The 12,863-nt window shown below is 31.0% G+C and carries 11 protein-coding genes; 9 read left to right on the forward strand and 2 right to left on the reverse strand.

All coding sequences use genetic code 11. From position 1 onward, the window contains the following. Nucleotides 1-93 precede the first annotated feature (93 nt). The 5 genes from IW20_RS25995 (at nt 94) to IW20_RS02175 (ending at nt 7,301) form a co-directional block, all read left to right on the forward strand. Entirely contained in the window at nt 94-246 is a 153-nt protein-coding gene (locus tag IW20_RS25995; RefSeq protein ID WP_117614462.1) for a class IIb bacteriocin, lactobin A/cerein 7B family, read from the forward strand. 25 nt (nt 247-271) lie between these two features. Then, complete coding sequence (locus tag IW20_RS26000; protein WP_117614463.1) at nt 272-427, forward strand: class IIb bacteriocin, lactobin A/cerein 7B family; 156 nt, start codon at nt 272-274, stop codon at nt 425-427. Between the two features lie 412 nt (nt 428-839). Continuing rightward, the gene (locus tag IW20_RS02165) at nt 840-1,994 is read left to right on the forward strand and encodes an HlyD family secretion protein (RefSeq protein ID WP_035618151.1); all 1,155 of its coding nucleotides are present in this window, start codon (nt 840-842) and stop codon (nt 1,992-1,994) included. Beyond that, nucleotides 1,987-4,146 (forward strand): peptidase domain-containing ABC transporter, encoded by a 2,160-nt coding sequence (locus IW20_RS02170; protein ID WP_035618154.1) that lies wholly within the window; start codon nt 1,987-1,989, stop codon nt 4,144-4,146. The genes IW20_RS02165 and IW20_RS02170 overlap by 8 nt, the downstream gene beginning before the upstream one ends. Before the next feature lie 20 nt (nt 4,147-4,166). After that, on the forward strand, nt 4,167-7,301 hold the full coding sequence (locus IW20_RS02175) for a lantibiotic dehydratase (protein WP_035618157.1): 3,135 nt from the start codon (nt 4,167-4,169) through the stop codon (nt 7,299-7,301). A gap of 192 nt (nt 7,302-7,493) precedes the next feature. Here IW20_RS02175 and IW20_RS02180 read toward each other — a convergent pair whose 3' ends face one another. After that, nucleotides 7,494-7,847 carry a hypothetical protein gene (locus tag IW20_RS02180; RefSeq protein WP_035618159.1) on the reverse strand — a complete coding sequence of 118 codons (354 nt, stop codon included), beginning with the start codon at nt 7,845-7,847 and terminating at the stop codon, nt 7,494-7,496. Nucleotides 7,848-7,971: 124 nt separating this feature from the next. Continuing rightward, on the reverse strand, nt 7,972-8,946 hold the full coding sequence (locus IW20_RS02185; RefSeq protein WP_035618163.1) for a polyprenyl synthetase family protein: 975 nt from the start codon (nt 8,944-8,946) through the stop codon (nt 7,972-7,974). Nucleotides 8,947-9,158: 212 nt separating this feature from the next. On the opposite strand from IW20_RS02185, the gene IW20_RS02190 reads away from it, so the two are divergent. Genes IW20_RS02190 through IW20_RS02205 form a run of 4 tightly spaced genes read left to right on the forward strand, consistent with a single transcriptional unit; the run spans nt 9,159 to nt 12,798 of the window. Continuing rightward, complete coding sequence (locus IW20_RS02190) at nt 9,159-9,680, forward strand: YceI family protein (RefSeq protein ID WP_035618166.1); 522 nt, start codon at nt 9,159-9,161, stop codon at nt 9,678-9,680. Nucleotides 9,681-9,730: 50 nt separating this feature from the next. Then, nucleotides 9,731-10,330 (forward strand): TetR/AcrR family transcriptional regulator, encoded by a 600-nt coding sequence (locus IW20_RS02195; protein ID WP_035618169.1) that lies wholly within the window; start codon nt 9,731-9,733, stop codon nt 10,328-10,330. A 24-nt stretch (nt 10,331-10,354) separates the two neighbouring features. Beyond that, entirely contained in the window at nt 10,355-11,725 is a 1,371-nt protein-coding gene (locus IW20_RS02200; protein ID WP_035618172.1) for a TolC family protein, read from the forward strand. Between the two features lie 5 nt (nt 11,726-11,730). After that, nucleotides 11,731-12,798 (forward strand): efflux RND transporter periplasmic adaptor subunit, encoded by a 1,068-nt coding sequence (locus IW20_RS02205; protein ID WP_035618175.1) that lies wholly within the window; start codon nt 11,731-11,733, stop codon nt 12,796-12,798. The last annotated feature ends 65 nt before the right edge of the window (nt 12,799-12,863 follow it).

Genomic DNA, 12,863 nt, shown 5'->3' on the forward strand with positions numbered 1-12,863 from the left:
TGGTGGAACTACTCCACTATGCGTAATAACAATTATTACAATAACAATCGCAATGGAGGCTAATTAATTAGAAACCTCTTAAAATTTAAAATTATGAAAAAACAAAGCACAATCAACAAACTTACTTTCAACAAAGTGGCTGTTGTAGAATTAAATGACAATCAAATGTATGATGTAGATGGTGGAACTACTCCATTTTGCATAGGTGTAGCCATTGGTTATATAATATACAAATCTTCTAATTAACTAAAAACCCTTAAAATTTAAAATTATGAAAAAACAAAACGTAAACAACAAGCTTGCTTTCAATAAAGTGGCTGTTATAGAATTAAATGACAACCAAATGCACGATGTAGATGGCGGAACTACTCCTATTTGTGTAGGTGTAATTATTGGCTTGACAATATCAATTGCAATGGATAACTAATCCTCAAAATTAGAAACATTGAAATGCAAAATCCAAAAAACAAACTCGTTTTCAACGAAGTAAATGTTACGGGATTGAATGACGATAAAAGATATAATGTAGATGGTAAAAGCTCAGCTATTTGTCTTCCTGGTATTATAATAATACGATCAATATAGACATTAGTACCTCTACAATTCCACAAAAGGCATTATTGGTTTAAACCAATAATGCCTTTTTTTATACCCTAAAACCACAAAAAACACTTAACAATACTCCAAATTACCCAAATGACTCAAAACCCGTGTAACACACTGAAAACAAACAACATAAAACAACAAAAAGGACACTATTTTTTATAAAAATAGGTATTTTTCATTTTTTTCTTCCTTAAATATTAGGTTCATTTGTCATTGAAATTAATACGATAAAGATGAGCAATCAAGAAATTTTCCCAGAAGAGATTTTAAACAACACTGTTGAGAATCATATTGTTAAACACAGCAAAAGAACATCACTATTATTTGTGATTACTTTTTTGGCACTTTTAATTGCCTTTATTACACTTCCTTTTATATACATAGATATTTATACTACGAGTAGAGGAACTATAATTCCACAAGAAAAAAAGCTAACTCTTTACTCTCCAATAAATGGAAAAATATCCTTCTTTAATATTGAAGAAAATCAAAAAATCAAGAAAGGAGATACACTTCTTATAATAGATCATAACATATTAAAAGAAAGAGAAAACTTAAACTCGATTCAAAGCTCAGAGAACTCTCTTTATATAAATGACCTGAACAATTTGATTCGTAAAAATTATGGTCTGATAAAATCAGATCAATATAAAAGAGAGCTTTTAAAACATCAGCAAGAATTATACAATATTGATGTTATCGTTAAGAACACACAAGCCGACTTTAACCGAAAAGAGCATCTTTATAAAAAAGAAGTAATCTCAAAATCGGAACTGGAGAAATCGGAACTAGAATTGGATAAAATTAAAAACGATAGAATCAATTTAATTAAACAAGCTGAATTATCCTGGCAGAAAGAATACACTCAATTAAATCAATCTAATAAAAGTATCCATTCTAACCAAAAACAACTAAAGGAAGAGGAAAACAATTACATCATCATTGCTCCTATAGATGGCGAACTTATCAATATGCAAGGATTTCATAAAGGAAGCGGAATCGCTTCTGGAAATCCAATTGTAGAAATCTCTCCAGACAAAGATATTATTGTAGAGACTTATGTAACCCCATCAGAAATTGGATATCTAAAAGAAGGTGGTGATGCTATTTACCAAATTGATGCCTTTAACTCAAATCAATGGGGATTTGCCAAAGGCAGAATCTTCGAGATAAGCAAGGATATACTAATCATAAACAACGCCCCCTATTATAAAATAAAAAGCAATCTCGATCTTAATAATTTAACCTTAAAAAATGGAGCGAAAGGGAATTTAAAAAAAGGAATGAGTTTAACAAGCCGTTTTTTCCTTACCAAAAGAACTGCATTTCAATTATTATTCGACAAAGTAGAAGATTGGTTTAATCCTTACAACAGCAAAAATGAGTAAAATAGCAATAAAACAACATGACCTTTCAGATTGCGGCGCTACTTGTTTGGCTTCAATTTCAGAATATTACAATTTAAGCTTACCAATTTCAAGAATTAGACAATATGCAAATACAACTCAAAAAGGAACTACACTTTTAGGATTAAGAGAAGCAGCAGTAAAATTAGGTTTTCTTGCTAAAGGAATAAAAGTTGAATTTGAAGGATTAAAAGATCTTCCGTTACCAGCACTTTTACATGTTCTTATAAAACAAAGCGGTCATGAGTTTCCTCATTACGTTGTAGCTTATAAAATAACCGATAAATATATCCAGGTTATGGATCCGTCTACTGGTAAATTAGAAAAAAGACCATTAGCCGATTTTGAAACAATATTTACAGGTTATGCTTTAATACTAGTTCCTGATGAAGATATTTTTAAAGAAAAAAACGAAAAAATATCGAATTTCAGAAGGATACTCTTTTTATTAAAACCTCATAAATATATTTTATTACAAGCTATTATTGGTGCTGTTTTGTACACCTTATTAGGTTTTTCGGTTTCGATATATATAGGTAAGATCACCGATTTTGTACTTGTAAGCGGTAATAAAAGTTTATTGAATTTAATGAGCGTCATTGTAATTGGTTGCTTACTGCTACAAATTGTATATAGCGTTTTAAAAGATGTTTTTATTTTAAAGACAAGTCAGCAAATCGATTCAAGGCTGATATTAGGATATTACAAACATCTCTTTACAATGCCTCAAAAGTTTTTTGACACCATGAGAATTGGAGAAATCATGTCAAGAATTGGAGATGCTGTAAAGATTAGAGCTTTAATAAACGAAACGGCATTAAGCATTTCGGTAAACATACTAATCGTAGTTTTCTCGTTTATTTTCATGTTCTCATTCTATTGGAAACTAGCATTAATCATCTCGTTAATCATTCCGTTTTACATTATAATTTATTTAATAACAAACAAGTTAAATAAAAAAGTAGAACGCGAGATAATGGAGAAAAATGCTCTTTTAGAATCTCAGTTAGTAGAGTCTATAAAAAATATTGGTACCGTTAAACGATTATCATTAGAAGAATTCTCTAAAACAAGAACAGAACTAAAATTTATAGATTTACTTAAAAGCATCTATAAATCTGGGATGAATGGAATTTTCTCGAGAACATCAACCGATTTTATTTCACGCCTATTTACAATTATCCTTTTATGGGTAGGAACTTATTATGCTATTGATGGTGATATTACACCAGGAGAATTGTTTTCATTTTACTCTATCATAGGTTATTTTACAGGGCCTGCATCTCAATTAATAGGAACAAATCAGGCTATTCAGAATGCTATGATCGCTTCTGATCGTTTATTTGGAATCATGGATCTTGACAGAGAAGAAATGGAATCTAAAGTGAACTTGACAAAAGCCAATTTTAATGATATCAAATTTAAAAATATTGATTTCTCTTATCAATTAGGGCGATACATTTTTAAAGATTTGAATCTTACTATCAAAAAAGGACAATTTACAGCTCTGGTTGGAGAAAGCGGAAGTGGAAAAAGCACTATTGCTGCATTAATTCAGAATATATATAGCCCTAAAGAAGGTAAAATATTGATTGGAGAATATGATTTAAATTATATATCCAAAAAAAGTATTAATGCACTCATTACGACTGTACCTCAAAACGTAGAGCTCTTTGATGGAACTATTGCTTTTAATATTTCTATTGGAGAATCAAGTCCTGATATGGAAAAAATAATCGATGTAAGTAAAAAAGTAGGTGCTTATGATTTCATCGAAGCTTTACCAAACGGATTTAACACTTATCTAGGCGAGTTTGGAGCCAATTTATCAGGTGGAGAAAGACAACGAATTGCATTTGCAAGAGCGCTTTATAAAGATCCTGAAGTACTTATTCTGGACGAAGCAACATCGGCTCTTGACTCTGAATCTGAATTGGTCATTAAAAACCTAATCGAAGACTTAACTGCACAGGGAAAAACAATCATTGTTATTGCGCATAAGCTTCAATCGATAAAAAAAGCAGACATTATTTATGCCTTCAAAAAAGGCGAAATAATGGAATCCGGCTCACATGAAGAGCTTCTGAATAAAAAAGAATACTATTATAAAATGTGGAAAAATATAAGTGTTTAATAAGGAAAATTTAACAAAAAATGAAAAATTACTCTTTTACAAAAACGGCTATTGTGAGAACTCCAATTGAAGAAAAACAAATGGATCTTACCTGGGAAAAAATTAAAACAATTTTTTCTAAAAAAGAAAACAGAGAAGCGTTGTTTATTGGCTCACCAAATATTTACAAAGCGCTAATTTTATGGGAAAACGGAGAAGCATTTCAAACCGAAGATGAATTAAAAAACCTAAAAGGATCATTATATAAATATGCATCCCGACTATCCAACAGAAGTACTCCTTTTGGGATGTTCTCTACTGTTGCCGCTGTAGATCTTAATGCCGAGACTAACCTAAATATTGCTGAGAGCACTTTTGGGCGATTCACAAAATTTGACATGTACTTTTTAGGAAGCTTTTTGCCCGTTATTGTAAAAAATGATGAGATAAGAAACGTTTTAAAATACTATAGCAATAATTCTACTTATAAAGTTTTTGATAAATACAGATATGTAGAATATTACTTTAAAGATAATGTACGTTTTCATAAAATTTCGGAAGTAGAAATCTCTGAATATTTAGAATTAATATTCGAGAAAGCTAAAACTGGAATCCTATTAAGCGAACTCGTTAATCATCTTATTTCTGATGAGATTACTGCACAAGATGCTAATGAATTTATTGATACCCTTATTAAAAGTCAATTTATTCTATCTGAACTAGAGTTTACAATTACAGGAGAAGACTATTTCGAAAAACTATTAAGAATATTTTCTGAGGAAAGATTCAATTTTTACGAAGCCGAAGTAATCAAAGAATTAATAAGCAATCTAAAAAATAAAATCAATTTCCTTGACCAAAATACGAGTAACGATCCTGCTTTATATACTGAAATACATGAATTAGTTAATGAAGAATTAAATCATGTTGATATTTCAAAATTATTTCAGGTAGATAGTTTCAGAAAAATTAATAACGGTTCAATTGGTTTTAAAACCTTAAAAAACTTGCGCCCTGCATTAAGCGTTTTAAACAAATTACAATCTAGTTCTGAAAATGGAAATCTGAAAGAATTCAGAAAAAAATTCTTGGAGCGATTTGAAGAATATGAGCAACCTCTTGTAAGTGTTCTGGATCCGGATATCGGTATTGGTTATGGGAACGTATCAGGAACAAAATCACCTTTGGTAGACGATTTACTAATCAATGTAAGTCATTCTGATTCGTCTCAGATTTTGATGGATTCTAAAAAATCATTTTTATTAAAAAAATTAATCCAAGCCACAAAACACAATCTTCAGTCTATTGATTTAACAGATGAAGAAATCAATAAATTTGAAGAAAACGAATCCTTATATCCTGATACTTTTTCGGCGTTTGTAAATGTATTCCATGAAAATGGAGTAGAAAAAATCAATTTAAAGACAGCAAGTGGTCCATCTGCAAATGGGTTAATAGGAAGGTTCAGCCATTTAGATACTAAAATATTAGACTTATGTGATGAAATTACTACGATTGAAAACCAATTAAATTCTGATAAAATTATTGCCGAAATTGTTCATTTACCTCAGGCAAGAACAGGAAATATTTTATACCGAAACTTTCAGAGAGAATATGAAATTCCTTATCTGGGTAATGCTTCTGTAGATAAAGAGCATCAAATAATGATTGAGGACTTATATGTTTCTGTAAAATCTGGAAAGATTATTTTGCGATCTAAAAGACTCAACAAAGAGATAATTCCAAGATTAAGTAATGCACACAATTTTAGATCTAATGCATTACCAATCTATCATTTCCTTTGTGATCTTCAAAATCAAAATTCTTTCGGGTTTGGTTTTAATTGGGGAACATTTCAAAACGAATTTGATTTCTTGCCTAGAGTAAATTACAAAGACACGGTTTTAAGCAGAGCTGCCTGGAATATAAGCAAAACTGAAATCGATGCTATTTTGGCTACTGACGAATCTAAAACAATAGAATTTGTTAGAGATTTCAAGAACAAAAGAAACATCCCAGATATTGTATATTTCTCTCAAGGAGATAATGAAGTACTTATTAATTTTAATAATGATTTAAGTTGCAATGTCTTTTCTTATATGCTAAAAGGAGAAAGCTTCGTTCAATTGAAAGAATTTTTATTCCTCGAAGACACAATAACCTCCAACTATTGCAATGAAATTATATTTACTGCACATAAAAATATAGATCAAAAAGCTAAAATTGCCAACACAGATTTATACGTTTCAAAAGAAAGAAAAGATGATATTGCGACTTCCTTTTCTATAGGTGAAAAATGGCTTTATTACAAATTTTACTGTGGAGAAAGAGCTGGCGAAGAACTGCTAAACAGAGCAATTAATCCAATTGTTGAAGAATTACATGCAAAAGGCTTAATTGATAAATGGTTTTTTATTAGATATTATGATGCACCAGGACATCATATAAGATTTAGAGTTTTACTAAAAGACATCAATTCTTTTACAGATTGTATTCAAATCATAAAAAAGAACATTGAACCTCTTGAAAAGAACAAAATCATCTGGAAAACACAAACCGATAATTACAATAGAGAACTACAACGTTACGGATATGAAGCCATTGAAGAAACCGAAACATTGTTTTTTAATGATAGCGAATGCACCCTAAAGTTTACTGATATGATTGAAGGAGATTCCGGAGAAAAAATCAGATGGTTATTTGCTTTATTGTCTATTGATCATTTTTTGAATGATTTTGATGTCAAACTTGAGGGAAAAATCAAACTTTTTAACGCTGCCAAAACTAGTTTCGGAAAAGAATTTAATCGCTCTGGAAAACTCAATAAACAAATTAATGAAATGTTTGTTAAGCATGAATCCGAGATCGAGTCTTTCTTAGACCAAGATAATATTAATGAAATGTATGAGCCTTTAATTGAGATTCTTCAGGAGCGTACCGATAAAAATGCTGATGTAGCAAAACGAATCAAGCAAATAGGAAAAGAACAGCGTCTGCCAACACATCTTGACAATATAATGTTGAGTTATGTTCATATGATTTGCAATCGAATTTTTCTAACAAAACACAGAATTCATGAGATGGTTGTTTATGATTATTTATACAAATACTACAGCAAACAGCTTCATACCAACGCTGGCAAAAAAACAAAAGAAAAAGCAGAATTAGCTGTATAAATAAGAAAGCATTGGTTACTAAAACCCTTTCTATTTAATCAAATTAAAGAGTATAAAATATTTGATTTGGATAGAGAACATAAAAAAACTTCCTTTAGCATTATTTGCTGAAGGAAGTTTTTCTCTTTATGACATTAGGATCAATTTGTATGCTAATTTAGTAACAGGAAACTACCCTGAATCTTAAAAAAACTATTTATAAAAATTTCTAAACCAAACTTTCTGCCATTCTCTTTTTAGGATTAAAAAGGAAACTTGTTCGGCTAGAATCACTAAATCTGATCCGTCTAGTTTTTTTATCTCAGCTTCAGAAACATCTATTATATAAAGTAGGTTCAAATACTCGGCAAATTTATACTGAATCATTCTGTATATTTTTTCGTGCATTTGAATTTTAAGTTCATCGGGAGAAATACTCAGCGGGAAATCAATTCCTTCATTCGCCAAGTTGAAATCTTTATTAATCTGTTCAATCAATTTAAGATACAAAGCTTCTTTCTCCGCTTCCTGAAGTAATAAATCTGTATTTTGTGGGGCTACAAACATTTGATTTAGGATTGTTGATTTATGATTAGTGATTTCAGAATTTAATGATTGAAAGATTCAAAAATCTAAATCTGGATCTGAATTAAAAAACTGATTACTGAACACTGCAACTGGAAACGGAATACTAAACTTTTCTTCCCATTAAGTTTTCACCAAAAGTGCGCAATGACAATTTCTTTTCGTCGCTAATATCCATTTTATCTAATGTTTTAAAAGCTTCGAGTGTATACATTTCTATTGCATCTTTAGTTTCTTTTGAAGCACCAGAATTATTAAATATACCCTTTACTATTTCGACTTTATCTGTACTATCCTCAGGTTGTGTAGTAAATAATTCTTTTAGTTGTTTTGCTTTTTCATCATCAGAATAAGCCAACGCTTTTAGATACAAATAGGTTTTTTTATTTTCGATAATATCACCTCCTACTTGTTTTCCGAAAGTTTCCGGATCTCCAAATGCATCTAAATAATCATCTTGTAACTGGAAAGCTAATCCTAATTGTAATCCGAAATCATATATTAAATTAGCATTTTCTTCAGACGTTTTTGCTACAATTGCACCCATTTTCATAGCTGCAGCAACCAAAACTGCTGTTTTGTACTCAATCATTTTTAAGTATTCGGGAATGGTAACATCGTTTCTTTGTTCAAAATCGACATCCCATTGCTGTCCTTCACAAACCTCCAAAGCAGTTTTACTAAAAAGCTTCGCTAGTTCTCTAAAAGTATTAGGTTCATATTGTTCAAAATATTGATATGCCAAAATAAGCATAGCATCACCAGAAAGGATTCCAGTATTAAGATCCCATTTTTCATGAACTGTTTTTTGTCCTCTTCTCAAAGGAGCATCATCCATTATATCATCATGTACTAATGAAAAATTATGAAAAATCTCTACTGCCATAGCAGCCGGAAGTGCTTCATTGTATGAAACATCAAAAACTTCAGAAGACATTAAAGTCAATACTGGACGCATCCTTTTTCCTCCAAGACTTACAATATATTCAATTGGCTCATATAAGTTTTTAGGCTCTTTGCTTATAGTTTGTTTCTCCAGATAATCGACAAAGAATTCCTGGTATTGATAAATGGCATGCATAAAAGTAATTTTTGGCTAATTTACGGCATTAAGCCTGCAATGCAAACTCCATTTCTTAATGAAATGTTAAATAATCAAAAATACTTTGGAAACTATTTTGGTGTTTAGAGTTTCCAATATACATTTGCATCGAAATTTAACAATAATTACAATGATCAATTTCCGCGTAATCCTGTTAAATACTAATTATTAATAAAATATTATTTAACGTTATGAGAACACAATGGACAATTGATTCTAGCCAGTCTGATGTTTTAATCAAAATGAGACATTCAATACTTGCTTATTTAGGCGGTTCTATAAATCAGTTTCAAGGTCACGTAGACTTACAAAATAATGAGATAGAAGATGCTACAATAGAGTTTTCTTTGGATGTAAATAACAGAGAAGCTAAACTAGAGCAGATAAATACGTACTTAAAACTGAATGACTTTTTCGACGTAAATAAGTATCCTACAATAAGTTTTAAATCGACTTCATTTCAAAAAGTAAACAAAAACATCAACTTTCTTAAAGGTGATTTAACCATAAAAGATGTTACTAAAACCGTAGAGCTGGATGTCGAACTAGTGGAAACTGACTATTATGATGGCAACAAAAAAGTTTCTTTTGAACTTACTGGCGACATAAATCGTAAAGATTTTGGATTAGACTATAATTCATTTCATCAAAGCAGTGGTTTAACAACTGGACAAGACATTAAACTTGTAGCCAATTTAGAATTTACTATCTAAGGCTTACATCAAATAGAAGTTTTTAAAAATTACAGATTAGAAGAAACAAAATGAGAGATAAAATTATATCAAAAGCGAGTGACTTATTCTTAAAATTAGGTTTTAAAAGTGTCACTATGGATGATATCGCAGGCGAAATGTGTATTTCTAAAAAAACAATTTATAAATATTTTTGCAATAAGGAGGTATTAATTAAAGAAAGTACTTCTTCTGTACACCAGAAAGTTCATGAAATCATAGACTCTATTGTTGTTAAAAATCATAATGCCATTCAGGAGAATTTTGAAATAAGAGAAATGTTTAAAAACATGTTTCAGTCTTCTATTGATACATCTCCTATATATCAACTAAAGAAACACTATCCCGAAATCTACACCAATTTGATGAGACATGAGATAGATCAATGCAGTCAATATTTTAGAGATAATATCACTAAGGGAATCGAACAGAAATTATATCGCGAGGATATTAATGTAGACATATATGTGAAATTTTATTACACTTTAATTTTTCATATAAACGAAACAACAAGTTCTGAGAAAGAAGCGCAACAAGCAGAATTACAGGCTTTAGAATACCACACGAGAGCCATGGCTACTCTCGCAGGAATTATAGAGCTAGAAAAGCAATTACAAAGAATAACCCACTAATCATCAATCCATAATCTTTAATCCATGAAAAGAATAATGATTCTCTTCGTCCTGGCTTTTGCAATAACCGCAAACGCGCAAGACAAAAACAATAGCAATCCGGCTAAGCAAGGCGCACAGACCTTGACCTTAAAGAATGCTATTTCTTATGCGCTACAAAATAAAGCCGATGCAAAAAAGGCTAAATTACAAGTAGAAAATAGTGAATACAAAATACAAGAAGTAAGATCTAGAGCATTACCACAGATTTCGGCAAACGGAAACTTAACTTACAATCCTGTAATACAAACTACAGTTATTGATGGTGCAGGTTTTGGTGCTCCAGGAACTACGATACAAGCAGCTTTTGGTCAGAAATGGACTTCGACTGCTGGAGTTTCTTTAACTCAGAATATATTTGATCAAGCTGTATTTACAGGTTTAAGAGCCGCAAAAAGTACTCGTGAATTTTATCAAATCAATGAGCAATTAACAGAAGAGGATGTAATCGAAAAGGTTGCAAATAATTACTACGAAGTATATGTACAACGATTAAACTTAACAGTATTAGACAGTAACTACGTAAATACAGAGAAAGTAAAAAATATTATTCAGGGACAATTTGATAATGGTTTAGCAAAAAAGATTGATCTTAATAGAGTTATTGTTAAGCTATCAAACATTAGTACGCAACGCCAACAAGTTATTAATAGAGTAGCGTTACAGGAAAATGCATTGAAATTTTACATGGGTATGCCTGCTGAAACTCAAATAGAAATTCCTAATACTGAATTTGAAATTACACTTCAACCCCTATCTGAAGCTCCAAATGTTGAGAATTTAAGTCAATATTTACTTTTGAAAAAACAAGAACAATTATTGGTTTTCCAAAAGAAAGCTGTTCAAGCTGAGTTTTACCCAACGCTATCTTTAAGCGCGGGATATAATTATATTGGTCAAGGTCCAGAAATGCCTTGGTTTACTAAACCATCATCAGGTGTTTACTGGTCAGACTTCTCTGCAATTGGGTTAAACTTAAGAGTGCCAATCTTTACTGGTTTTGGTACAAGAGCCAAAGTTCGTCAGGCAGATGTTGCCATTCGTTCATTACAAGAAGATATAAAAGACACAAAACTTTCGCTTGATATTGCTTATAGCAATGCAACAATCCAAATGGAAAACAGTCTTGTGACGATTAAAAACCAAAAAGAGAATAGAGAACTTGCTCAACAAGTATTGCAAAATACCAAAAACAATTATCTACAAGGTTTAGCTTCCCTAAACGATTTATTAGATGTTGAAAACGCGTATATCGAAGCAGAAAACAATTACTCATCAGCAATACTAGGCTATAAAATAGCAGAAATTCAAGTAATCAAATCAAAAGGCCAACTAAAATCACTCCTAAATAACTAAAACAAATGAAAAAAATAATAATAACAATAGTAGTCATAATTGGTGCATTAGCATTAATTGGTTTCATATTAACCAAGAACGAAAAAGAGAATAAAGCTAAAACAGATATTGTTGCAGAGAAAAACGCAGCTGTTTCAGTAAAAGTTTCTACTGTAAAAACACAAGAGGTTTCATTGGATTTCGTGGCAAACGGAAACTTTCAACCCATTCAGGAATTAACTTTCTCTGCAGAGAAATCAGGAAAAGTAATTAGTGTTTTAGCTAAAGAAGGTGATTATGTAAAAGTTGGTCAAACACTATTAACAGTAAGAGGCGATGTAATTAACGTAAACGCTCAGGCAGCTCAGGCAGCATACCAAAATGCAAAGTCTGATTACATTAGATATGAAAATGCTTTTAAAACTGACGGTGTTACTAAACAACAATTAGACCAAGCAAAATTAGCATTGACTAATGCAGAAGCTAACTTAAAACAAGCAAACATTAATGTAGGTGATACTAAAGTAAAAGCACCAATTAGTGGTTTTATTAATAAAAAATATATCGAGCCAGGATCTATCTTAGCTGGAATGCCTGCAACTGCTTTATTTGATATTGTAAATGTTTCTAAACTAAAATTAGTTGTAACAGTTAATGAAAATCAAGTTGCAAGTTTAAAATTAGGTAACGTAATTAACGTAACTGCTAGTGTTTATCCTGACAAAACTTTCTCTGGAAAAATCACTTTTATCGCAGCAAAAGCTGACGAAAGCTTGAACTTTCCTGTAGAAATTGAAATTACAAACAACCCTAATAATGACCTAAGAGCTGGTATGTACGGAACAGCACATTTTGCATCAAACCAACAAAGACAAAACTTAATGGTTGTACCTAGAAATGCATTTGTAGGAAGTGTGAGCAGTAACGAAATATTTGTAGTTCAAAACGGTATTGCTAAATTAAAAAAGGTAACTGCTGGAAGAATTTTAGGAGATCAGGTAGAAATTATCAATGGATTGTCTGATGGAGAAATTGTAATTACAACAGGTCAGATCAACTTACAAGACGGTAATACAGTAGAAATTATTAAATAATTTAAAGCAGTAAGCAATACGCCATAAGCATTAAGCTTATTGCCTAAAGTCTACAGCCTAAAGCA

Source organism: Flavobacterium hydatis (assembly GCF_000737695.1).
Taxonomy (GTDB): Bacteria; Bacteroidota; Bacteroidia; order Flavobacteriales; family Flavobacteriaceae; genus Flavobacterium; species Flavobacterium hydatis.